Genomic DNA, 24125 nt, shown 5'->3' on the forward strand with positions numbered 1-24125 from the left:
ACGGATGGATCGGTCATTTTACCGGTTTGCCCTGTCCTATCGGGGCGGTCCGAAAGGGGATGCCAAATCGGTTTTCGCGGAAAGGATGTTCCACGATTCCAGCTTCCCGAGAGAGGAGACGGCATTCGACCCGCTGTCCCGCTATTTGGAGGATGCAGCGGACCCTGCTATGCCCTCTGTCGTGTTTGATGAATTATATGCCATCTATGAAGAGCGCTTCGGCTGATTACAACAGTCGGCGCTCATTTATTTCATATGGATTTCCTTGGCGAAATAATTCGACGTTCATCCATTTCTCTTGCTCCTCCAAGAGATGGGCAGCCCCATGTCCATTATGTGTCTTCATTGCATATCCTTCCATTAACCTGTATGATGAGGAAAGAAAATTGAATGCGGAGGCGAGACCATATGAGCATACATATCAATGCGAATAAAGGGGATATAGCCGATACGATTCTGCTTCCGGGCGACCCGCTGCGCGCAAAGTATATTGCGGAAACCTTCCTGGAAGACGTCACACAATACAACGAAGTGCGGAACATGTTCGGTTATACCGGGACATTCAAAGGAAAGCGCATCTCTGTTCAGGGGACAGGCATGGGAGTGCCGTCGATTTCCATCTATGTAACCGAACTGATGCAGGAGTATGATGTAAAGAAACTTATCCGTGTCGGCACATGCGGTGCGATCCAGAAAGATGTCCATGTCCGGGATGTCATTTTGGCACAGAGCGCTTCGACCGATTCGAAAATGAACGAAATCATTTTCAACGGGGTCAATTATGCACCGACTGCCAATTTTGATCTTCTATTGAAGGCGTATGAAGCCGGCAAGCAAAAGGGCCTCGAATTGAAAGTCGGCAACGTCTTTACAGAAGATGTATTTTATAATGAATATGCCCAGCATGAAAAATGGGCGCAGTATGGTGTGTTGGCTGTCGAAATGGAGGCCGCGGCCTTATATACGTTGGCGGCGAAATTCGGTTGTCAAGCACTTGCGATTCTGACGGTCAGCGATCATATCTTGACGGGTGAAGCGACCTCTGCAGAAGAGCGTCAAACGACATTCAATGAAATGATCGAAGTGGCGCTGGACGCCGCTATCCAAGAATAATTTCGTTGGGGACCGCGCGCAAGTGGAGCGGTCCTTTTCATCTGTTTAGGGGACGGCTCCCCGCTTTTCAGCAGTGCTGTCCCGATTGTCCGATGCTGTATTTTAAGAAAAGGTGGGAAAGGGATGGAAGAAAAAGAAACAACAGGTGTGGAACAAACACCTGAACAGGAACCGAAGCACCAACCGCCGGCCAAACGGTATATCCGATTGAAGCCTTTCTCCTTTGTCATGCTCATTTTTGGATTAGTCCTAGCTACAGCGGGAATCACGTTTTTCGCTTTGACGACTGGAGAAGACAAGGTCGTGGAAGTGGTGAATCCCCAAAAATCGGTAGCGGACCGCAAAGAGTTCAAAAAGCTCTATGATGCCTACGATGAAATGGTAGCAAATTATTTCGAGGACATCGATGAGTCGGCAGTCATCGATGGAGCGATCAATGGTATGATCGATGCACTTGGTGACCCGTATTCCGATTATTTGAATGAACAGGAAGCGAAGCGCCTGAACGAAAGCATATCGTCCAGCTTCGAAGGGATCGGCGCGGAAATCCAGGAGCAGAATGGTTATATCAGCGTCGTATCACCTATCAAAAATTCGCCTGCTGAACGTGCGGGCCTTTTGCCTAACGACCTTATCCTCGCAGTGGACGGGGAAAGCATCCAAGGTCTGTCGTCCTCCGAAGCGGTATTGTTGATTCGCGGTGAAAAGGGGACAACAGTGACCCTGTCCATCCGGCGTGGGGATGCACCCGAACCGTTCGATATGAAAATTACACGCGACGTCATACCGATCGAGACAGTTTATGCTGAAATGCTGGAAGACGGAATTGCCCACATTCATATCACTAGCTTCTCTGAACATACGTATGACGAGTTATTGGAGGCATACGAGGAGATGGAACAGCAAGGCATGGAAGGGCTCATTATCGATGTCCGGCAAAACCCGGGCGGCATGCTGAATACGGCAATCGATATTTCGGATCTGTTCGTGGAAAGTGGAAAGAACTTGATGCAGTATGAGGAGAAAGGGCTGAAACCGGAAATCTTCCCTTCATCCAACGGTAAGAAGATCGACATACCGGTAGCGGTCGTCATCGATGACGGCAGCGCATCTGCATCCGAAATCTTGGCGGCCGCGCTGCAGGAATCCGCAGACATCCCGCTGATCGGCATCAAAACGTTCGGGAAAGGGACGGTCCAGTCCCCGAAAGACTTGTCGGACGGTTCCAATCTGAAGCTGACGACTGCCAAATGGCTGACACCGGATGGCAACTGGATCCATAAAAAAGGAATTGAACCGGACTACGAAGTGCCATACCCCCCTTACGCCTCGCTGCCTTATCTCGACCCTTCGAGTGAGATGAAGGAAGGCATGCTGACACCTACCGTGAAAGCGGCAGAAGAGATGTTAGAAGCGGTCGGTTACAATCCGGGAGAAGTCGACGGTTTATTCGATGAACAAACGGAGCAGGCTGTCAAAAAGCTTCAGCAGGATCTGACATTGGAAGCGAACGGCATCCTTTCCGGAGATACGACTTTCGGGTTGATGAATAAATTGCGTGAAAAGATCCAGAAAGAAGATCCACAATTGGTGAAAGCGCAGGAAGTATTGAAAGAAGACATAGCAAAATAAGACTAAAAGCGTCCAGTCCATGTCAGGACCGGACGCTTTTTCGGTGAGGTGCCTACAATGATTGATGTGTATTTATTCAGCGGATTTTTAGGGAGCGGGAAGACGTCCTTGCTGCTCCATGTCATCCGTCAGTTGAAAGAGCAGGGGAAAAAACCGGCTGTGCTCATGAATGAGTTCGGTAATCTTGCTTTTGATTCGGATCGGGTGGATGGGGCAGGGGATGTCCCATTAAAAGAGTTATTGGATGGCTGCATTTGCTGTACCGGCTCGGATCGGACGGAAGCGCAGCTCCAAGGGTTGCTTTCGGAAAATGAGGATATCGATGTCATCTTGATCGAGACGACGGGAGCAGCCCACCCCGTGGAAGCGCTCGATGCGGTCTTCTCCCCGCTGTTTGCGGACCGCATCCAGATCAAAGGGATTGTGACCGTCGTCGACTGCAAGCGCTGGCTGGACCGCAATCTGTTGCCGCCGCAAGTGAAGATGCTCTTCCTCGAGCAAATTCGCCATGCCCACCTGCTGCTTGCGAATAAAGCGGATCTACTGACCGATGGAGAACTGGCGACCGTCACTATGCAGCTGGGCGATTTCAATCCGAACGTGCCCATCATCCAAACCGTCAATGCACAAATCGGCTTTGACGTCATTGAAGACGCGTTGGCGGATACTAAACAACGACCGGCTATCCCGATTCATTCGGGCAAGAACTTACCATTGTCTTCTAAGCTCCTGACATTTTCCGAAGAGATCGAGAAAGAGAGCTTTGAAGAATGGGTGAACTCACTGCCGGAAACCGTCTATCGGATGAAAGGCTATGTACCTGTCCGGGGTGTCAAAAACCCGATGCTGTTCCAATACGCCTATGGAATGGTCAGTTGGCTACCTGAATATATCAGGATGGAACCCCGTCTAGTCATCATCGGGGAAGATCTAAATAATATGGCTGATTTCAGGCACGTCAACCCCGATTCAAATGAAATATAAGACGAAGCCGCCAAATGTATCCAAAACATAGTTTCGTTTCTTCCGAGTGTAAAGGCTTTCTCTAGTAAAATGGTTGAACTGGAAAGGACTGGCGATAATCTGACTCTCTCGCACGTTATGATAGTTTGCGAAGGGAGGAGTAATGAGATGAAAAAATCGATTGCAGTCATCTTGCTCGGTTCGGCGCTCTTACTGCCGAACAACAATAGTGCGGAAGCTTCCGGCTTTGACGCACAACTAAAAGTGAAAAACACTCCATATGTCCAAGTTGTCAAGTGGGAGGGAATGTCCAACATTCCATATAAATTACAATCAGGGGATTTCGATAAAGCACAAACGATTCTGAAGAAGCTGTGCATCAATCTTCCGAAATTCCAACAGACAACAGCGGCTCCGGAAAAAACGGTTGAGAAACCAAATAAATCAACTGCTAAACCGGCACCTAGCAAACCGACAGGAGAAAAAGCGGAAACAAGTAAGCCGGCAACAGAAAAGCCGATTGAACAAAAGGAAACAAACCAGCCGGCAGTACCTGCAGCTAAACCGCAACCGGCTCCTACAACACCGGCACCATCGAATCCGGTTGAACAACCTGCGAAACAAGAGCCGGCAACTCCTGCTCAAAACGCATCCGTTTCTGCGATTGAGCAAGCGGTACTCGATCTTACGAATGCGGAAAGACAAAAAGCGGGTCTCCAACCGTTGCAGTTTGATAGCAAATTAATGAATTCCGCTCGCCAAAAATCATCGGATATGGCGACTAATAATTACTTCTCTCATACAAGCCCTACATACGGCTCACCGTTCGACCAGATGAAAGCGAATGGCGTTACGTATCGTTCAGCAGCTGAGAACATTGCCATGGGACAACGTACGGCAGAAGAAGTGGTGAAAGCTTGGATGGAATCACCGGGCCATCGCCAAAACATCCTGACACCGAATTTCACTCATATCGGTATCGGATATGACAATAAAGGAAACTACTGGACTCAACAATTCATCCAGAAATAAGTTTTGATCTCAAGAGCAAGCACGATTGGCGCCACGCAAGCGCCAATCGTGCTTTTTTGAATAAAACTCTCTTCAACTGCGGATACTTCCAGTATGAGGTGACGAGCGTGAACGAGCAGCCGAACGAACAAAAGCTAGATGTGCTTTACATAAAAAAATTATTTCACGAGACCGTTGATTTGTTTGTCCAGGAGATTGATTGGCCGACGGGTAAAGGGATCGTTTGCTATTATGAATCGATAGCCGATGGAACCGAAGTGAACAAGCAGATTGATATCATCCGAAACCGCGCTCATCTCGGGATGACCAACTGGGGAAAGACTGCGGTGTCGGAGATTCATGCCTATTCAATGGAAGAATTATTTCAAATCGTCTGTTCCGGTTCAACTGCGGTCATTTTTCCTGAATCCAAGCTGATGGTTAGCATCAATGCTGCAAAAGTGGCGACGCGCTCCCCCGAGGAGCCGAGTAATGAACAGATCGTACGTGGAAGTCACCAAGGGTTCGTTGAAAATATACAACAAAACTTATCGCTGATTCGAAATAAGTTGAGATCTTCAGATCTCGTCATAAAAACCATACGAAAAGGACATAAGACGAACACGGATATCACGTATCTATATTTTCATTCCATCGTCGATCACGATGTAGTGGCGGATTTGGAATCTCGCCTTAATCGGATCGATGAAGACGTCATCTTAAGCATAGGGCAAGTCGAGGATTATTTGGAGGATTCAACCTGGTCGCCGTTCCCTCAATTCATGAATACGGAAAGGCCCGACCGAGTCGTGGAAAACTTGGCTGAAGGGAAGATAGCGGTTTTCACGGATAATTCTCCGACTGCCTTGATCGCCCCAATCACCTTCTTTTCCTTCTATCAATCACCGGATGATTTCAATGGGAGGGTGCTCGTCGGCTCCTTTTACCGTTTGTTGCGCTTATTCAGCCTCTTCATGGCTATCTTCCTGCCTGCGTTTTATATTGCTGTCGTCAGTTTTCATTCTGAAATCCTTCCAATCGAACTTAGCAAAAAAGTGAAGCTCGCCATTAATGAAATTCCGTATCGGCCTATCATGGAAGCATTCCTTCTTGAGTCCTTCATTGAGTTGATCCGGGAGGCGAGTATCCGCCTGCCGAAACCGATCGGTCAGACAATCGGCATTGTCGGGGGATTGGTGGTAGGTGATGCGATTGTCAATGTAGGGATCGTATCGAATTTAATGGTAATCGTGGTCGCGATGACCGCCATTTCCAGCTTTGTTGTCCCTTCCGTCGAGATGAATATGACGATACGGCTTTTGCGATTTCCGTTCATGTTGGCAGCCGCTTCGTTCGGTTTTTTCGGAATGGCCATTGGAACGCTCATTCTGTTCATTCATTTATTGAATCGGTCATCACTGAATCAGCCTTATTTCTCTCCCGTCGTTCCTTTCGACCCGACGCGATTTAAGGAAATTTTCTTTCGCCTTCCATTTTCCAAGTCACATAAACAGCAGCAGACATTTTATTTTAAGCAACCGAAAAGGGGCCGGACTCGCAAATGATCACAATAACGCGGATCCAATTTTTCTTGTTTCTATTTACCATTCAAACAGGAACCGTCTTCATTACATTCCAGAGGCCCCTGATCGAGACGGCAAAGTCCAATGCCTGGATCGTACTCCTCTTTGCGGGTGTCCTTCACTACTTGCAGTTGATATTTTACGAAAAGGTCTATGATCGATTTAACCCAGGGTCCTTTATCTTTTGGTTATATCGAGGGTACTGGTTCTAGTGGTCGTTACGTTCATCGCGTTTATCGAATATACGCTAGCTATCTGGATATTTCCCAACACTCCGCAAATCGTCATCGTTGGTGTGTTGGTCGGAGTTTCCCTTTATGCCAATGTAAGCAGGGCGGCTACGGCCATCAATTTGCCGGTTCTTCTAATACCGATGATCCCGCTCTTTATGCTGGCATTGTTACTTGTCATACCCGATTTGGTGTGGACCCGTTTGTTCCCGATTACATTCTCCGATAAGACGGCTTGGTTCAAAGGTATTTTTATTAGCCAATCGACGTTTATTGGAGTGGAGGTCTATCTGTTTTTACGAAAATATGTAAAAAAAGATAACTCCATCAAAGGAGTTCCGCTATTCATTTATCAAAACATCTGGCTTTTCTTTTTTTTAACCCTCCTTCTTTTCGTTCAAATGTTTTTCCCCGTGAATATTGCCAAGAATATCGGGGAGCCTATCATCTACATTTTAAAGTCCCAGCAAGTGACATTCGTCGAAAGGCTTGATTTGTTTTTCCTTTTCATTTGGATGACGTGGAGTATCGTGACGATCACGCTCTATTCATTCATCAGCTTGTATGAACTTCGGGGGCATGCAAAGAAGAGCTACAAGCGAAATGCAATTATCTATCATGTGCTGATTACTTTGGTTCCCCTTCTTTTCTTAACGAAAGAAAGGGTCGAGTTCATCAGGAGTACCCTCGTCTATTTCCATTTATTTTTCTCTATTTTATTACCGGTTTTTGTCGTCTTGATGGATCGGAGGAAACCCTCTTGAAAAGAAGAATATTCGCCTTGTTAATGCTGTCACTTCTCTTTGTCGGTGGCTGTTGGGATGAGGAACAGTATAAGGACGTGACGATTGTCCCTTTGATCGGATTGGAAGCGGAAGGGGATGGGGTGAAATCGATGTATGCTTTCCCTACTTTCCTGAATGGTAAGATCACCTATGCCCAATCCGAAGGGGAAGGGCTGTCAACGCGGGCATCGCGGGCCGATGCCAACCTGAGGACGATGGAAGGGCTGGACATGGCACATTTGGAAGTGGCCTTGGTCAATGGTGAATTGGCGAAGAAGAATCTTTATACGTACTTGGATATGTTTTTCCGGACACCTCGAAATCGAATAGGGAGCTATCTCGCGATTATCGAAGGAGATATGAAGGATTATTTCAATCCGCCCGGCGTGGAGACGGAGGTGACCGTCTATTACGCGGAACTTATGCGGACAGGAGTTCTTTACAGTATTAGTCCGGACGATAGGCTTCAAGGGGCCGTCATCAAGTTGTTTGATAATCAAATGGATCTGTCCCTGCCGTATATTGTCCTGAAGGAGGGGGTCCCGAAATTAAACGGGGTGGCGTTGTTCAGCAATCACCGGTATACGGGGAAGCGTCTGTCTTCGAAAGAGGCGATCATCGCTAATTTGATGCGAAAAGAGAAAGGTAAATATGCCCGGCTGTCGTATATGTGGAAAAAAGGAGAGCAAGAGAGTCCAATCACAATCGATGTTGTGAAAGTCAAACGGAAATGGAAAATTACAACGGAGAAAATCGACGCCTCCTATACATTGAATGTCAGCCTGGAAGAATTTCCTCATGACCGGTTGAACAAGACGGAGATGATTGATGAGCTTGAGGCATTTTTGACAAAAGAAGTGTCGAAGGACTTCAAGGATGTCATCGCCAAGACACAGGATGCGAAAAGTGATATTGTCGGCTTCGGACGTCATGTCCACGCCTTCCATCCGAAGCTTTGGAAAAAGGGGGATTGGCAGGAAACATATGCAACGCTCCCGATCCAAGTGAAAGTGAAAGTGAAGGTTGCGAGAACCGGAATCACTGATTAGTTAATGTAACTGAATTAAAGAGATCCCGCACCGTCATGAAACGGCAGCGGGATTTTCATTTTGCATATTTTCTTTGAATGAACAGCAGGCGGAACGTTAAAGTGACGGCTCCGACAAGCAGGCCGATGATTAGCCCGACCCAGTAGCCGAACGGCCCGAAATCCGTATAGGTTGCAACAATATGGCCGACCGGCAAACCGATTCCCCAGAAAGAGATGACGCCGACGAAGAATGTCATATTGACGTCCTTATACCCCCGGAGTGCCCCTTGAATCGGCGCCTGGAAGGCATCCGACAATTGGAAAAACGCAGCAAAGAGGAAGAACTGGGCTGCCAAGGTAATCATCCCCGGATCGGTTGTGTAAAGGGAGGCGATTGGCTCCCGAAACAGAAGCAGGATGGCGATGGATAGAAAGCTGAATCCAACCGCGAACGCAATCGCGAGCAAACTGTATTGCTTGGCATCTTGCAATCGAGAACCGCCGGCCGCTTGTCCGACGAGGATGGTGGCTCCCATCGAAATGCTGAGCGGGATCATATAGAGCAAGGACGAAAAGTTCATAGCGATCTGGTGTGCTGAAATGACTTCGGTCGAATACTTGGACATGAGCAATGTCACGACAGAGAAAATGCTCGTCTCCACGAAGATGGAAAGGCCGATCGGCACTCCGATAAGTAAGATCTCCTTGCATTTTGAAAACGAAACACGGCCCCAGCGTCGGAAAAGGGCAAATTGTTGGAATGCTCCTCCCTTCCAAGCTATGAAGACCGCAATGCAAAGGACAATCCAATACGTTATCCCCGACGCATACCCAGCACCTGCACCTCCGAGCTCCGGAAAACCGAATTTCCCGAAAATCAGAAAGTAGTTAAGTACGATGTTGATCGGCGCTGATAAAAGGATGATGAACATCGAAACCCGGGTTGCCCCCAATGCGTCAAAAAACGAGCGCATCACTGTATAAGCGAAGAGGGGGAACAGCCCGATACAGATTCCTTTCAGATAGCCGGCCGCTACTGCTTGGACTTTCGGCTCCAAAGGCATTTTGTATACAAAATGGGAGCCGATGAAAAGAAGAATTGAAAAAACGATTGCCGAAAGTAAAATAGATACGTATAATCCTTGCTGGACGGAAGGCCGAACTTCATCATGACGCTTGCTTCCGATCAGTTGGGCGATAATCGGGGTCAATCCCATAAGGATGCCTGACAAGCCGGTATAGACCGGAACCCAGAAAGAGGATCCGATTGTCACTCCGGCAAGGTGGTATGTATCGTAGCGGCCAGTCATAAGAATATCGAAGAACGACATCAGATAGAGCGCCACTTGGGTAATAAGGATAGGCAAAACGATTTTCACGAAATGAAACGGTTTTTTCTGAAAAGGAAGTGAAGCGTCCAAAGGGATATCCCTCCTTTCTATCTTTGTTCATCTGAAAAATCCCGCCTCTAATAGATGGCGAGATGAATGCGGTTCTATCTCCTGTTCGGCTGGTGTTCAAACTCTCGCTGGATAAAGATAAGATTGCATGACAGCCATCCTGTCGTCCTCGAGCTTGAAAAAATCCGTGCGCCATCACACCGAGGCATGATTGATAAAATCCTATCCATTGTACCATGGATCGTTTGTTATAATGACTTGGAAATCAGGAAGCGATACGATCTTCCTTCAACTAAAAGAGGTGAGAAGCCTGGTGAAACGACCAGTAATCCTATTGACGGGAGGCGGCACCGCGGGCCATGTGTCCGTGAACGAAGCGCTGATCCCGGTATTCAACGAAAGAGGATATGATATCCATTATATAGGATCCCATGAAGGCATTGAAAAAGAATTGATCGGTGAAGGGCATCCCGATGTGACATACCATGCCATACAGAGCGGCAAGCTCCGGAGATATTTTTCCATGAAAAATATGACGGATCCGTTTCGGATCGGGGCAGGCGTCATGCAGGCGTTCTCCATCATCCGCAAAGTCCGTCCGGAAATCATCTTTTCCAAAGGGGGATTCGTCTCGGTCCCGGTTGTCTTGGCAGCCAAACTGGCAAGAATACCGGTAGTCATTCATGAATCGGATGTCACCCCGGGCTTGGCGAACAGACTGGCGTTACCTTTTTCCAAACATATTTTCACTGTGTTCGAGAAAACATTGGACTATGTTCCTGCGGGGAAAGCGACTTGCACGGGGGCTGTCATCCGACCTGAACTATTCGATGGTGTCCGGGAGCAAGGGCTCCGATATGCAGGTCTTGACGGGTTGAAGCCGGTCCTCCTAATCATGGGAGGAAGCCAGGGGTCGGCAGTCATCAATGACGCTCTCCGAAAAGAATTGCCGGGCATCTTGGAACGATATGATGTGATTCATTTATGTGGAAAAGGGAATATAGATGAAGAGCTTGAAAGTACGCCGGGCTATACGCAGTTCGAATACGTTACAGAAGGGTTGCCCCATCTTCTCGCGGCTGCCGATTTTGCGGTATCCAGAGCAGGTTCGAATGCCATTTTCGAATTACTGGCCCTGCATAAGCCGATGTTGCTGATCCCGTTATCAGCAGCCAAAAGCAGAGGCGATCAGATTTTGAATGCATCTTTATTCGAGTCGTTGGGTATTGCTCTTGTTCTCCAAGAGGAAGAAATCGGGAAGCGTACCATGTTGGAAGAGTTTGCTATATTGGAGCGCGAAAAGGATCGGTTGCTAGAGAACATGAAGCAGACCGAGCATCCAAAAATCCCGGAAGACATGGCGGAAATGATTCTGATGTACCGAAATTAGCCTAATAGGCTAAAGGACATTGGATTTCAGAATTTTGATAGTTGCATTCTTTGTGAAAGAGGTGTAAGGTAATTCGGGACAAAATGTTAAAGTCCCGACGCTAAACCCTTTCAGTTATTAGGTTTGCATGGTAATATTAATAAGGATAAAAAATTACACAATATGCCGAACGGCAATGTGGAGGTCATTTTACATGTCGAACAATGTTGGCTCCTCCCCGTATGCAGAATTTACGGGTCCTAACCTTGGGTATGTCATGGAGATGTATGAAGTCTTCAAAACAGACCCAGAAGCAGTCGATGCTGAACTTGCCGAAATGTTTAGACGTTTCGGTGCACCGGATTTTGGCACCACCCAACAAGAAGCAGTTGTTGGAGAAGTGAGTCCAGGCAATTTTGGAAAGGTATTGTCCGCTTATAAGTTGCTCGATGCTATACGTACATACGGACATCTTGCAGCGGATATCTATCCATTGAACGATCGTCCAAAGGATTCATCTCGAATCGAGCTGACTTATTATGGATTGACCGAAAACGATCTTCGGGAAATGCCTGCAACACTGTTTTTCAAACAACCTCCGGTGGGTATCGATAACGGATTGGACGCTGTAAATCATTTGAGGTCGCTCTATACAGGGAAAATCGCCTATGAGTTTGCACATATTATCGACGAAGAGGAACGGAATTGGATCCAAGCGAAAATTGAAAATGGAGAGATTACTGTAACTCTTTCCGCAGAAGAGAAAAAGGCCCTTCTGGAGCGGTTGACGAGAATTGAAGGGTTCGAGAAATTTATCCACCGTACATTCGTCGGAGCGAAACGATTCTCTATTGAAGGACTAGATACGCTTGTAGTCCTGCTGGAAGAGCTCGTCCGCCGTTCCGAAGATGAAAATATGAAAAAAATGTTGATCGGAATGGCCCATCGCGGCCGTCTGAACGTTCTTACACATATCCTCAATAAATCATATGAAATGATGTTTGCACAATTTGCAGGTGTTCCGGACGAACCATTCTTGCCTGAAGACGGTTCGCTGCAAGTGACGCGCGGCTGGTTCGGGGATGTGAAATATCATATGGGTGCCCTATACAAAGGACAATCGGGTATGGAGCGTTTCCTTGCATACAACCCGTCCCACTTGGAAGTCGTCAATCCGGTCATTGCTGGACAGACGAGAGCTGCTCAGGAAACAACAGATAGCCCCGGCATTCCGGAACAGGATACGAAAGCGGCGTACGCCATCATGATTCACGGAGATGCCGCATTCCCAGGACAGGGAATCGTGCCGGAGACATTCAACTTCAGCCGTGTCCGCGGATTCCAGACTGGCGGTTCGATCCATATCATTGCTAACAATATGATCGGCTTCACAACCGAATACTACGACTCTAGGTCGACTCATTACTCTTCCGATCCTGCAAAAGGTTATGAAGTGCCGGTCCTGCATGTCAATGCGGACTGCCCTGAATCGGTGATCGCTGCAGCTGCGTTCTCATTCGAATACCGTACAAAGTTTGGAAAAGATATCCTGATCGATTTGATCGGATACCGCCGTTACGGACATAACGAAATGGACGAGCCGCTCGTGACGAACCCGTTGATGTATCACGGCATCCACCAGCACTTGACAGTCCGGGAATTGTACGGGAAAAAACTTGTCGCTGAAAACGTCATGACGGATGAAGAAGTGACGAAGCTTGACACCGATGTGTACGCTACTATGCAAAAGGCGTATGACAATGTGAAAGAGCATTCTACGAAAGCGGAGCCGGTTTCAAATGAGACGCCGGATTATGTCCTGGCAGGCTATCCGAGAGATTTGGAAACGGGAGTGGAAGAAGCGACGATTCGTCGTATGAATGAAGAGCTTCTAACGTATCCGGAAGACTATCATGTGTTCGGTAAATTGGAACGCATTCTGAAGCGCCGGGAAGATCCGTTCAAAGGGAAAGGGAAGATCGATTGGGCGCACGCTGAAGTGCTCGCATTCGGATCCATCCTTCAAGACGGCAATCCGATCCGCATGTCCGGCCAAGATGTGCAGCGTGGGACGTTCGCTCACCGCCATCTGGTCCTTCATGATGAGAAAACAGGGGAGGAATACGTGCCGCTTCATCATATCAGCGGTTCCAAAGCGTCCTTTGTGGCGTATAACAGCCCATTGACCGAAGCTGGAATCGTTGGTTACGAGTTCGGGTACAATTTGGAAGATCCGAAAGCACTGTCGATTTGGGAGGCGCAATATGGCGACTTCTCCAATATGGCTCAAGCAATGTTCGACCAGTTTGTATCGGCCAGCTATTCGAAATGGGGACAACAATCGGGATTGGTCATGCTATTGCCACACGCATACGAAGGACAAGGCCCTGAGCACTCCAGCGCCCGCATCGAACGGTATTTGCAATTATGCGCCGAAAACAACTGGACTGTTGCGAACCTTTCCAGCGCGGCGAACTATTTCCACATTTTGCGCCGCCAAGCGAAAATGCTCGGTGATAAATCAATGCGTCCGCTCGTTATCGCATCTCCTAAATCGCTCCTTCGCCACCCATTGGTCGGTGCGGACGTGACCGATTTGACAGAGGGCTACTTCCAGACTGTTCTGGAACAGCCGGGCACTGGAAAGAACGTCGATAAAGTGAAGAAAATTTTATTCGCAAGCGGAAAAATGGCGATCGATCTTGCGGAGCGGGTGAAAGATGGCACAGGTTACGATCATCTTCACATCATCCGTGTTGAGCAATTGTATCCATTCCCATCCGAGAAAATTGCGGAGATCATTGCACGCTACCCGAAAGCGAAAGAGCTTGTGTGGGTGCAGGAAGAGCCGAAAAACATGGGGACATGGGGCTTTGCGAACAATTATATCCGCGAATTGGCAGGCAACAAGAAAATTTCTTACGTAGGACGGATCCACCGTTCCAGCCCTTCCGAAGGAGACGGGGAATCGCATAAAATCGAGCAGAACCGTATTATTGAGGAAGCACTCAAGAAGTAAACCGGCATCCGAACCGATAGGGACAGTTTGTGCACCGTGATAACGGTAGACCAGAGGAGGAATATATAGTGGCAGAGATCATAGTACCAGAATTAGCAGAGTCGATTACAGAAGGAACGATTGCGCGTTGGTTGAAACAGCCTGGCGAAACGGTGGAGAAAGGCGAATTCATCGTTGAGCTTGAAACAGACAAGGTGAACGTGGAAGTCATCTCCGAGGAAGCGGGAGTCGTCCAAGAACTCCTTGCAGCGGAAGGCGACACAGTGGAAGTTGGCCAAGTCATCGCGACTGTCGGAGCAGGTTCAGGAGCTCCAGCAGCACCGGCCCCAGCAGCTGCAGAAACGGCGGCACCGAAAGCGGAAGAAGCCGCAGCGCCGGCAGCTGCACCAGCAGCCGCGACTGAAGATGGAACGGCTGATCGTACGATTGCAAGTCCAGCTGCACGTAAACTGGCACGTGAAAAAGGAATCGATTTATCGGCAGTTTCGCCGGTCGATCCGATGGGGCGTGTACGCGTGCAGGACGTCGAAGCACATGGGACAGCACCGAAAGCACCAGCAGCTCCTGCACCAAAAGCGGCAACACAACAAGACGATGGTCGTATCACTCGTGAGAAAATGACGCGCCGCCGTCAGACAATCGCGAAGCGTCTGTTGGAAGTAAAACAATCTACAGCGATGTTGACGACGTTCAATGAAATTGATATGACGAATGTAATGGAACTCCGTTCGCGGAAAAAAGACCAATTCTTTGAGCAGAACGATGTCCGTCTTGGATTCATGTCATTCTTCACGAAAGCAGTTGTCGCGGCGTTGAAAAAATATCCGTACGTCAACTCGGAAATCGACGGGGATGAAATCCTCCTCAAAAATTATTATGATATCGGGATTGCCGTGTCGACAGAAGGCGGACTCGTTGTACCGAACGTCGTCGATGCAGACCGTAAGAACTTTGCGGAAATCGAAGCAACGATTGGTGAACTTGCCGTAAAAGCACGTGACAACAAGTTGACGATCGCTGACATGACAGGCGGTTCATTCACCATCACAAACGGTGGTGTGTTTGGTTCCTTGATGTCAACACCGATTCTTAACGGTACGCAAGTCGGAATCCTCGGCATGCACACGATCCAAAAGCGCCCGGTTGCCGTAGGCGATCAAATCGAAATCCGTCCGATGATGTACGTGGCGCTTTCGTATGACCACCGTGTCATCGATGGCAAAGATTCCGTAGGATTCTTGAAAATGGTCAAAGAATTGATTGAGAATCCGGAAGATCTTCTCCTCGGTTCTTAAGCCAACCAAACAATCGGCCCATTCAAATTTGGGCCGATTTTTCCCTATTCCGAATGATTGGAGGATGTGCTCCTATGAAATTCACCCATTGGGCGGAAGCGCCTACATTGCGAAAAGTCGTCTGCCGACATGCAGATGCGGAGAAATATGTAGTGACAAATGTACTAACCCCTGGCAAAGACTATGAAGTGAAAAATGAAACGGACGAGTTCGTATTCATCATCGATAACAGCGGAAAAGTCGGCGGCTATTACAAAAGATACTTTGAATAATTCATTTCCCGACACGGTTTGACCGATGTCGGGTTTTTTGGCTGATCGGGCAAAGCGAATGCAAGGAATAAACAGGAGGATTGTAGATGGAATCCATTATTGAGCTTGAAAAACAACAGCGCACTTCCCGGTCGTATGGGGAAGAAGACCGAGTATTGATACAAGAAGGTGGATATATTTCACCTGACCCCTATTTATGGGAAGATATCTTGATCGGCATCACGTTACGAAACCCTGTGTTGCTGAAAGGGCCATCCGGAGCAGGGAAGACGAGGTTGGCACAGTCCGTGTCCGCCTATTTCCAACAGCCGATGCAAAGCATCAACTGTTCGGTGGATCTTGATGCGGAAGCCTTGCTCGGATTCAAGACGATCGTCCGACAAGCTGGAGAGATGATAATCGATTTTGTCGAAGGGCCTGTCGTCCAGGCGATGAAGAAAGGACATATTCTTTACATTGATGAAATCAATATGGCGAGGCCTGAAACGCTGCCGATTTTGCATAGTGTCCTGGACCACCGACGGATGCTCACCAATCCGTTTACGGGGGAAGTGATCCACGCCCATGATGATTTTACTGTCATCGCTGCCATCAACGAAGGCTATGTCGGAACTTCTCCGATGAATGAAGCCTTGAAAAACCGTTTCGTCTCGTATTCCGTTCCATATATCGCAGGCGAACAGCTGGAGCAAGTGTTACGCAATGCGCATCCATCCGCTTCGGATACTCAAATAGCACTATTCCTTCAAATTGGAAATGACTTGAAAAAGCAAGTTGTCAACGGCTTATTATCCGACGAAGCCGCTTCCATCCGAAGCTTGCTTGATGCGTTAGGCTTGGCGAATCATATGCCGATCGACCGTGCGATCCGATACGCTATCGCAGAAAAGCTGGAAGATCCGATTGAACGGGATCTCGTCATGGAATTGGTAGGAACCTGGGTGCCTTCCAGCCGAGTGGGGCAATCTGAATGACAAAGATGAACCGGTTCATCCAATTCAATGATGAGACCGTCGACGCCAAAACGTATCTCTTATATGAGCGCCTGGCTAGGGCATTGGCGGACGCCCCTTTTTTAGAATTGACGGAACGCAAGTTGGTGGAGTTTCGGCCCCAGGAAGGGATCATTTCCATGAGTGTCTTTTGGCGGCATCGAGAAGAAGGGATTGTCCATGCCGGCCGGCTGTCGGATATTTATTTATTGACGGCAGGGTTTTGGAAGGGATTCGACGTGCGTGCCTGGGTCCAATTTTCAAAGGATTTTCAGCACCATCCGTTGCGGAGATTAGCATCAGAGCTATTGCTCATGCTGGAAGAGTTCCGGTTCATTGATTTGATCCAGGAAGAGCGACCGGGGACGATGTCCGCTTTTCAAGTGCGGGTGGAAGCGTACCGGAAATTTCATCATGACCAGCTAGTCGCGAACCATCAGAAAGGTTTTTTGGCTGATGCTTTGCTTAATGAATTATTTCTTGCGTTATATGAAGGGATGTTCACCCGGGCTGCGATTGATTGGTCGGACCATAACCTCGATTGGGGACGTGTCCTTTCCTTATGGCAACTCGCTTATGACGGAAAGAGTACAGAAGCGCAAGCCGGTGTCGTCCGCCGTATGATGGAAATGGTGGAAGAGTCGATCAGCAAAGATTTGCTGCACCAATACTATGTTCTAGGCGATGCGATTACCGAGGAGACGGCTAAGTTCCATTATCATCAAGGGATGGCAGATGCCGAAACAGGAGAAGTCGGAACGAAAGAAACGATCGAGGAAGTATTCCGATCCTGGCATCGGGAAAGCGAGGATGAGTCGGGAGTCCATTTGGAATATGAGCTGGAGCACGGGCGATCGGGTAGAAGCGATTCAACTGGAGCAAATCCGGGCGATGAACAGGCGGAAATTGAAGAAGTGGGTTTCGGAGGGTCGAAAGGCGACAGGAAAGACGTGTCGGCTGACGGAGAAGAGAAACCGGAAAGACGTGAGAAGAGCCAGTCGGCTGGTACGATGTTCGGCAAGGAGCATGTAAATGTCGTCTATGAGGAAAAACGGATCCAAGTCGTGAATGAAGTGGAGAACCGCAACCGTTTGGATCAGTGGAGGGACGAGCAGAAGCCGTTTGTCCGGGCGTTCGTCCAAGAGATGAAAAAACGGATGGAGCTGAAACGGGATGCCAGACGGGAACGGCTTATGAAGGGCAGATTGTCCAGCAATTTGATGACTTTATTTCTGGATGAGCGGCCCCGGCCTTTTTACCGCAAAAATGCGCCATCTACGAAATTGGATGCCAGTTTCGGCTTGTTGGTCGATGGGTCCGCTTCGATGCTCGACAAATTGGAGGAAACGAAAAAAGCGGTACTCCTCTTCCATGATGTATTGCGTCAGTTGGAAATACCACATGAAATCTCATCTTATTATGAAGATGCGTATAGCGCCACGAAGGAACGGCAGCCGAATGTGTTCGAACGGATGCATACTTTTCGAGATCGCAATCGGGATGATGGGCTCGCCATTCTATCATTTGATGCAAATGAAGACAATCGGGATGGTTTTGCCATTCGGTGGATGGCCAATCGGCTCGCAGAACGGCCCGAGAAGCATAAGTTTCTACTCGTTTTCTCGGATGGGGAGCCCTCTGCATTCGGCTACGACCGGAATGGAATCGTGGATACCGCGGAGGCGGTGATGGAAACGGAAAAACGGGGCATTTCCGTCATCCACCTATTTCTATCAGCCGAAGAGCCGAGCGAAGACCAGAAAGCCGTATTCAGCATGATGTTCGGCAATAAAACCGCATCTTCCGAATCAGTCGAAAGTTTCGCCGACCAGACGCTGCGAATCTTACGGAAATTGTTGGCCATTGTTATCCGGACTACTTGAAGCAGGGAGCGTACAGTGTCAAAAATGATCGGCCAGTAGACTATGTTATGCTGGAATAAATGACTTCTTCCAACCGTTGATTTTCGTTCCGAGCGGCCGCTTTTTGGCATAAGAACCTAATTAAAAACCGCCCTCAGCTTGGGCGGTTTTGTGTTTTATCATGGACAGCGAGAAGACGCTGTTTCAATTCTTCTTCCATTCGTCCGATTTCGATTTCGGCCGCTTTTCGTTTCGCGCGTCCATCTGCTTGGATGACGAGTGTTTCTTCGATCGTCTGGATCAGATTTTCCTGTGTTTTCTTCAATGTCTCGATTTCAATGATGCCGCGTTCATTCTCTTTCGCGGTTTCAATTGAGTTGATTTTCAACATTTCCGAGTTTTTCAGCAGGAGATCATTCGTCGTTTTCGTTACAAGTTTTTGCGACTCGACCGCTTTCGCTTGACGGTTCAAAGTCAAGGCGATGGCGATCTGATTTTTCCACAGCGGGATTGACGTCATGATGGACGCTTGGATTTTTTCCGCCAATGTTTGGTTCGTCTGCTGGATCATCCGGATTTGCGGAGCACTTTGGATCGTAATTTGTCTCGACAATTGTAAATCGTATGTCCGTTTCTCCAACCGGTCCAAAAATTGAGCCATATCGTTCACTTCTTGGAAATCCATTTGGTCATTGGATAATTCCGCTTTCCGGCGCAGCTCGGGGAGGATGACATTGGCGATTTCATCCCGTTTCAACTCCGCAGCTGCAATGTAGACATTCAACGCTTGGAAATATGTTTTATTCTGTTCGTATAAATTGTCGAGCATCTGTACATCATCAAGCAAGCCCCGTTTCGAATGCTCCAATTGGATGCCGATCCGGTCGATTTGCGTACTCAATTTCTGATACTTCGTCATCATCTCTTGGATCGACCTCGACACTTTACCGAACAGCCGGCCGAGAGGGGACTTTTTCTTCTCGCTTAAGTCATCAGGGTCGATCTCGGACAATTTGTCCATCAGGTCTTTCAACACATCGCCGACAGGTCCGATATCCTTACTTTGTACGTGATCGAGCATTTGATGGGAGAAGCGTGACAACTCGCCTTGTGCATTGGCGCCGTATGTCAGAATCGCTTCGTAGTTGCCAACCGGAATCTGATCGGCCAACTGTTTCGCCTTCTCGCGCTCTTCCGGCGATAACCGATCCATCAACTTGGTGCCCGCACTCACTTCGTTCGTCTGCATTTCTTTCGGCAATAAAGGTTCCTGCATATCGAACGGGTTGTCTAATAGATCGTCGAAAGTCTTCACTTCATGTTTTGTTACCTCATTTTGAGTCATGGTTTGAATCTCCTTTCATTTCCAGAACCCGCTTTTTCTTATTAATCGAAACATCGACAAAGTCGATTTCCATCTGGAGCTTTTCGATATCCGAGGCAAGGGCGCCCCGAAGATCCTGTTCCAATTGCCGATTCACATCTCCCAGCGTTTCACGGGTATTTTGCAAGGCGATGCGCAAGTCTTTATCTTTCAACGGCTGATTGACGAGCATCGCGTATTTCGAAGTCAATTCGACTGCGGAATCGAGATGGGCGTAGAAAAATGGTTCGACATGGTAGAACTTTCGCGGATTGGATCGTACGATGTTCAAAATCTTCCTCGATAGGTTGTTCATTTCATAGAGTTGCTTGAAAGCTTGCACAGATCTCACTTGTCCGTATAAGCTGTTCAGTTTTTTAATCTTCATGCGGGCTTCTGCAATTTGCCCTTTTATATGATTATACTCAGACCGTGACATTCCAAGTTTTTTTATGTTGGAAGTATGTTGCAGCTGCTTGACCGTGAAAGTGCCGCCCAAGTAAATGGCAATCAGCACGGCAGTCGCCGCCACAATGTTCCAGCCTGCACCCATTATGAAATAGAGCCACGATCCGAAGCTGATCGGTGCGACGATGAAATGCCGTGTGAAAAATTGTTTGATCTCATGCATGATGTGCCGGGCCTCCTTTATCTATATCATTTATACGTCCGACCTTATATGAAAGTTTCAATTCTATATCAATTATAACCGATTCCCGGCCATAACACATGTTTTTCAATTTGTAATCGGGAAATTTGTAAGCGTCTTCACTTGGACTTTACCGCTTTTTTTGTTAAAATAAAAAACATTCACCTATGTGTGGACGGAGGATGAAAGATGTACGAAGTGATTTACATGAAAGCAGATTATGAGCCATGGTGGATGTTCGAGGGCTGGGAAGAGAAAGTCCGGCACCGCCAATCATTTGATAATAGCGAAGAGGCAACCGATTATTTCGAACGTTTGCTGCATGAGTTTCGAGGGAAGTATGAAAATGAAGCGGTGAAAAAAGAAGTTTTCTACGCATTCTGGACAGAGCGGGAGAAAGTCTTTTGCGAAGGATGCGATGAAGACCTTCAAGTGTATCATGGTATCATGCTCCTATTACAAAAAGAGGGTGGATATTGAATTATTCGAAATATTTAAATTATCGGTTGACTTTGAGCTTGAATATGATATAGTTGTTTTAATCGGAAACATTATCCAAATTTTATTAAATATAAGAAACACCGAAATGAGCGTATTCACATATTACAAAAAGTGATCGGCATCGTCGGTACTTTTTGTAATATGTGAATTTTTCTTTTGGGGAAAATCATATATTAAAGAATTATCATTTTGGAGGTTTTGGTATGAAACAAGGTACAGTAAAATGGTTCAACGCAGAAAAAGGCTTCGGATTCATCGAAGTGGAAGGCGAGGATGACGTATTCGTACACTTCTCAGCAATCGAGGGTGAAGGATTCAAGTCATTGGACGAAGGTCAGCAAGTGGAGTTCGACGTGGTGGAAGGAAACCGCGGACTACAGGCTGCTAATGTTGTAAAACTTTAATTCGTCAAATCGAAGAGGCACTCGGAATCGGTGCCTCTTTTTTCTTATAAATCCTCGATCGACTCTAAAGAAGAGGTTACGGTGAATTCCTCGCCGTCGGTCGTCTGCATGACGGACTCGCGTTTCACCTCACCAATCCCTTTGACGAAATATTTACGATTGATGTAATCTTTCCCTTTCTCTTCAATGACCAATGCGTTGTCAAAAGTTTGATATGGAGTTTCTACAGTGGCATCGGTATCGACGATGGTCCAGAAACCAAAAGTTGTCCCCTCGGTGAATGGCTTTTTTAAATAGACTCCGGTGGGCGTCATCTCTTCCAAAGCTGGCAAGTCGGGGAAGTCCTCTTTGTTTTCGACAACTTGTTCCTCCAAAATATTGATGGCATTCGGCTCCAATCTGAAAATCCGCCGGACAATCGCCCCGCCGTTATTTTCGTGGATGATGACGTAATGGTCGGTTGGGTGTGCGACTTCGATTTCAAACTCCGCAAATTCATTCCCCACCCCTTCAAACCTTGCTTGCGTCCCATCCGGAGGGAAATAGTCAATCATATCAATCGCTTCTGCATGTTCTTTCCCTTGCCCCGGCTTAGACGTACCATTCTCTGTTGTTGCCGACCCTTTGGATGTACCTGAGTTGTCCATTGCGGTCGAATTCGGTTTTCCGCAAGCTCCTAAGAGTAGCAGCATCGTACATAGCATCACAACATATGATTTACCCATTCCATACACTCCTTTGCCATTGGTATACCCAAAATCACGGAATTCATCGGAGTGGATTTATTTTTTCAATTTGCCAGGGAAAATGAAAAACCGTTCCCCAATTCGGGAAACGGTATTTTTTCACTTCACAGCTTGCTGTTGGTCTTTCCATTCCAAGTATTCATCATAGTTCATCATCTTATCGAAGATTGTTCCATCTTCGTGGATTTCGATGATCCGGTTGGCCACCGTTTGGATGAACTGTTGGTCATGGGATGTGAACACCATCGCGCCTTTGAACGCCATCAAGCCATTGTTCAGAGCTTGGATGGATTCCAAATCCAAGTGGTTCATCGGTTCGTCCAGCAATAGGACATTGGCCGAGGTTAACATCATCTTGGAAAGCATGCAGCGCACCTTTTCGCCCCCTGAGAGGACAGAAGGCTTCTTATTGACTTCTTCACCGGAGAACAGCATGCGTCCAAGGAATCCGCGTAGGAATGTCTCGGTCTGGTCTTCGGGGGAATATTGACGAAGCCATTCCACAAGCGTCTGTTCGTCGCCTTCGAAATACTCGTTGTTATCGAGCGGGAAGTACGCGCGTGATGTCGTGACACCCCATTTGATGCTGCCTTCATCCGGTTGGTCTTGTTCTGCCAGGATCTCGAGCAAAGCCGTTTTCTGCAAAGGATTGCCGAGAAGGATGATTTTGTCCTCTTTGCCCATTGTGAAGGTGGCGTTTTTCAACATCACTTTTCCTTCTATGGTTTTGGAGACGTCTTGGACGCTAAGGACGTCGTTACCGATTTCGCGACCCATCGTGAAGTTGACGAAAGGATAACGGCGGGAAGAAGGACGGATATCATCCAATTGGATTTTTTCCAAAGCTTTTTTACGCGAAGTCGCTTGTTTCGATTTGGACGCATTCGCGCTGAAGCGGGCGACAAACGCCTGAAGTTCTTTGATTTTCTCTTCTTTTTTCTTGTTCTGGTCTTGTGCCATCTTTAGGGCGAGCTGGCTGGATTCGTACCAGAAATCATAGTTGCCCGGGTACAGCTGGATTTTTGAAAAGTCGAGGTCCGCGATTTGCGTACAGACTTTATTCAAAAAGTGACGGTCATGGGAGACGACGATGACGGTGTTATCGAATTCAATCAGGAACTCTTCGAGCCATTGGATCGCTTTCAAGTCCAAGTGGTTCGTCGGCTCATCGAGCAGAAGAACGTCCGGCTTGCCGAACAACGCTTGGGCGAGCAACACTTTCACTTTTTCGGAACCTGTCAATTCCGCCATTTTCACGTGATGGAGCGCTTCGGGAATCCCAAGTCCTTGCAGGAGAATTGCAGCTTCCGATTCCGCTTCCCAACCGTTCAATTCCGCGAATTCACCTTCGAGTTCAGCGGCACGCATACCATCTTCATCCGAGAAATCCTCTTTCATGTAGATGGCGTTTTTCTCTGTCATGATGTCATATAGCCGTTTATGGCCCATGATGACCGTGTCGAGCACTTCATTTTCTTCATATTCGAAGTGGTTCTGTTTCAAAACAGCAAGCCGTGCGTCTTTATCCAAAATGACGTTGCCGGTTTGCGGCTCGATTTCACCGGATAATACCTTCAGGAAAGTCGATTTGCCCGCACCGTTCGCGCCTATCAAACCATAACAATGGCCGGGGTTGAACTGTATATTGACGTCTTCAAACAGCTTGCGGTCACCGAACTGAAGACTTACATTAGAAACTGCTATCATTCGAAATCCTCCTAAATTCACAATACTCCTAGTATACCACGGAATAATTCCCAGTAGCAATTTTCCTGAAAGGAATGTCAAAAATGACAAAAACCCTTTCAGGATATTTTTTGTTTATGTTCAGTATGGGAATGCCGACGTCGTCCATCTTAACTGCAAGCCCTTGGACGGTTTTGCAGTTACATGTTAATGATAAAGT

General features: G+C 47.6%; 22 protein-coding genes. 17 read left to right on the forward strand and 5 right to left on the reverse strand.

Features of this window, described 5'->3' with window-relative positions; all coding sequences use genetic code 11:
• The first annotated feature begins 4 nt into the window (after positions 1-4).
• The 9 genes from OXB_RS12735 to OXB_RS12770 all read left to right on the forward strand — a co-directional run bounded on the left by OXB_RS12735 (position 5) and on the right by OXB_RS12770 (position 8366).
• On the forward strand, positions 5-226 hold the full coding sequence (locus OXB_RS12735) for a YozE family protein (RefSeq protein WP_041074777.1): 222 nt from the start codon (positions 5-7) through the stop codon (positions 224-226).
• Positions 227-408: 182 nt separating this feature from the next.
• Positions 409-1113, forward strand: a complete 705-nt coding sequence (deoD, locus tag OXB_RS12740) for a purine-nucleoside phosphorylase (RefSeq protein WP_041074779.1) — start codon at positions 409-411, stop codon at positions 1111-1113.
• 123 nt (positions 1114-1236) lie between these two features.
• On the forward strand, positions 1237-2745 hold the full coding sequence (locus OXB_RS12745) for a S41 family peptidase (protein WP_041074780.1): 1509 nt from the start codon (positions 1237-1239) through the stop codon (positions 2743-2745).
• A 57-nt stretch (positions 2746-2802) separates the two neighbouring features.
• Positions 2803-3729 carry a CobW family GTP-binding protein gene (locus OXB_RS12750; protein WP_041074781.1) on the forward strand — a complete coding sequence of 309 codons (927 nt, stop codon included), beginning with the start codon at positions 2803-2805 and terminating at the stop codon, positions 3727-3729.
• A gap of 147 nt (positions 3730-3876) precedes the next feature.
• Positions 3877-4740, forward strand: a complete 864-nt coding sequence (locus OXB_RS19365; RefSeq protein ID WP_041074782.1) for a CAP domain-containing protein — start codon at positions 3877-3879, stop codon at positions 4738-4740.
• A gap of 107 nt (positions 4741-4847) precedes the next feature.
• Complete coding sequence (locus OXB_RS12760; RefSeq protein WP_052484022.1) at positions 4848-6284, forward strand: spore germination protein; 1437 nt, start codon at positions 4848-4850, stop codon at positions 6282-6284.
• On the forward strand, positions 6281-6514 hold the full coding sequence (locus tag OXB_RS19470) for a GerAB/ArcD/ProY family transporter (protein WP_052484023.1): 234 nt from the start codon (positions 6281-6283) through the stop codon (positions 6512-6514). The genes OXB_RS12760 and OXB_RS19470 overlap by 4 nt, the downstream gene beginning before the upstream one ends.
• Positions 6487-7296, forward strand: a complete 810-nt coding sequence (locus OXB_RS12765; RefSeq protein WP_084212472.1) for a GerAB/ArcD/ProY family transporter — start codon at positions 6487-6489, stop codon at positions 7294-7296. The genes OXB_RS19470 and OXB_RS12765 overlap by 28 nt, the downstream gene beginning before the upstream one ends.
• On the forward strand, positions 7293-8366 hold the full coding sequence (locus OXB_RS12770) for a Ger(x)C family spore germination protein (RefSeq protein ID WP_041074783.1): 1074 nt from the start codon (positions 7293-7295) through the stop codon (positions 8364-8366). The genes OXB_RS12765 and OXB_RS12770 overlap by 4 nt, the downstream gene beginning before the upstream one ends.
• A 55-nt stretch (positions 8367-8421) precedes the next feature.
• On the opposite strand, the gene OXB_RS12775 is transcribed toward OXB_RS12770, so the two are convergent.
• The gene (locus OXB_RS12775) at positions 8422-9768 is read right to left on the reverse strand and encodes an MATE family efflux transporter (protein WP_041074785.1); all 1347 of its coding nucleotides are present in this window, start codon (positions 9766-9768) and stop codon (positions 8422-8424) included.
• A 292-nt stretch (positions 9769-10060) separates the two neighbouring features.
• On the opposite strand from OXB_RS12775, the gene OXB_RS12780 reads away from it, so the two are divergent.
• From OXB_RS12780 to OXB_RS12805, 6 genes are all read left to right on the forward strand, one after another.
• Entirely contained in the window at positions 10061-11137 is a 1077-nt protein-coding gene (locus tag OXB_RS12780) for an undecaprenyldiphospho-muramoylpentapeptide beta-N-acetylglucosaminyltransferase (protein WP_041074787.1), read from the forward strand.
• Between the two features lie 193 nt (positions 11138-11330).
• Positions 11331-14135, forward strand: a complete 2805-nt coding sequence (locus tag OXB_RS12785; protein ID WP_041074789.1) for a 2-oxoglutarate dehydrogenase E1 component — start codon at positions 11331-11333, stop codon at positions 14133-14135.
• 68 nt (positions 14136-14203) lie between these two features.
• Complete coding sequence (gene odhB, locus OXB_RS12790) at positions 14204-15430, forward strand: 2-oxoglutarate dehydrogenase complex dihydrolipoyllysine-residue succinyltransferase (protein WP_041074791.1); 1227 nt, start codon at positions 14204-14206, stop codon at positions 15428-15430.
• A gap of 74 nt (positions 15431-15504) precedes the next feature.
• Complete coding sequence (locus tag OXB_RS12795; protein WP_041074793.1) at positions 15505-15702, forward strand: DUF6501 family protein; 198 nt, start codon at positions 15505-15507, stop codon at positions 15700-15702.
• Between the two features lie 86 nt (positions 15703-15788).
• Positions 15789-16676, forward strand: coding sequence for an ATP-binding protein (locus OXB_RS12800; RefSeq protein WP_041074795.1), 888 nt, complete (start codon positions 15789-15791; stop codon positions 16674-16676).
• Entirely contained in the window at positions 16673-18577 is a 1905-nt protein-coding gene (locus OXB_RS12805; RefSeq protein WP_041074797.1) for a vWA domain-containing protein, read from the forward strand. The genes OXB_RS12800 and OXB_RS12805 overlap by 4 nt, the downstream gene beginning before the upstream one ends.
• A gap of 133 nt (positions 18578-18710) precedes the next feature.
• Here OXB_RS12805 and OXB_RS12810 read toward each other — a convergent pair whose 3' ends face one another.
• Complete coding sequence (locus OXB_RS12810) at positions 18711-19901, reverse strand: toxic anion resistance protein (protein ID WP_041074799.1); 1191 nt, start codon at positions 19899-19901, stop codon at positions 18711-18713.
• Positions 19888-20550, reverse strand: coding sequence for a 5-bromo-4-chloroindolyl phosphate hydrolysis family protein (locus tag OXB_RS12815; RefSeq protein WP_041074800.1), 663 nt, complete (start codon positions 20548-20550; stop codon positions 19888-19890). The genes OXB_RS12810 and OXB_RS12815 overlap by 14 nt, the downstream gene beginning before the upstream one ends.
• Positions 20551-20757: 207 nt before the next feature.
• On the opposite strand from OXB_RS12815, the gene OXB_RS12820 reads away from it, so the two are divergent.
• Positions 20758-21048 (forward strand): DUF1033 family protein, encoded by a 291-nt coding sequence (locus OXB_RS12820; RefSeq protein ID WP_041074801.1) that lies wholly within the window; start codon positions 20758-20760, stop codon positions 21046-21048.
• Positions 21049-21272: 224 nt separating this feature from the next.
• Entirely contained in the window at positions 21273-21473 is a 201-nt protein-coding gene (locus OXB_RS12825) for a cold-shock protein (protein ID WP_041074802.1), read from the forward strand.
• A gap of 44 nt (positions 21474-21517) precedes the next feature.
• Here the strand turns inward: OXB_RS12825 and OXB_RS12830 are convergent, their stop codons facing one another.
• Positions 21518-22198, reverse strand: a complete 681-nt coding sequence (locus tag OXB_RS12830; RefSeq protein WP_052484025.1) for a hypothetical protein — start codon at positions 22196-22198, stop codon at positions 21518-21520.
• A 120-nt stretch (positions 22199-22318) separates the two neighbouring features.
• Positions 22319-23926: an ABC-F family ATP-binding cassette domain-containing protein gene (locus OXB_RS12835; protein ID WP_041074804.1), complete on the reverse strand. Its 1608-nt coding sequence runs from the start codon at positions 23924-23926 to the stop codon at positions 22319-22321.
• Positions 23927-24125: the final 199 nt, after the last annotated feature.

The organism is Bacillus sp. OxB-1, assembly GCF_000829195.1.
In the GTDB taxonomy this organism is placed as follows: Bacteria; Bacillota; Bacilli; order Bacillales_A; family Planococcaceae; genus Sporosarcina.